The following is a 346-nucleotide window of genomic DNA, read 5'->3' as shown; positions in this document are numbered from 1 at the left end:
GCTGCGGTGTGAACATGATGCCGTGCCAGTTAATCAACGAAGGTGCAAGGCGTCACTTTGTCACCCAGCGCTTTGATCGTAAAGGAAATGAAAAAATTCATGTTCAGACCTTAAACGGTCTGGCGCATGTCGATTACAAACAGCCGGGATCGTTTTCTTACGCTGAAATTTTCGCTGTGGCGAGAGACTTGCGCTTGTCCGCCATCGAGGCTGAACAAATTTTCCGTAGAATGGTGTTCAACATTGTGGCCCGCAATCATGACGACCATGCTAAAAATTTCGCCTTCTTACTCAAAGATAATCGGTGGTCGCTGGCCCCTGCCTACGACCTGGCCTACAGCTATAA

1 protein-coding gene is annotated in these 346 nt (G+C 48.6%); it reads left to right on the top strand.

The features are described from left to right. Window positions 1-14: 14 nt before the first annotated feature. The coding region (locus WH277_RS02690) for a HipA domain-containing protein (protein WP_339504264.1) at window positions 15-346 on the top strand (332 nt) is incomplete at its 3' end.

It is taken from the genome of Erwinia sp. MYb416 (assembly GCF_037479575.1).
Classification (GTDB): Bacteria; Pseudomonadota; Gammaproteobacteria; order Enterobacterales; family Enterobacteriaceae; genus Erwinia; species Erwinia rhapontici.
Note: the sequence above shows the minus strand (reverse complement) of the source record. Positions and strands in the feature narration are given on the sequence as shown.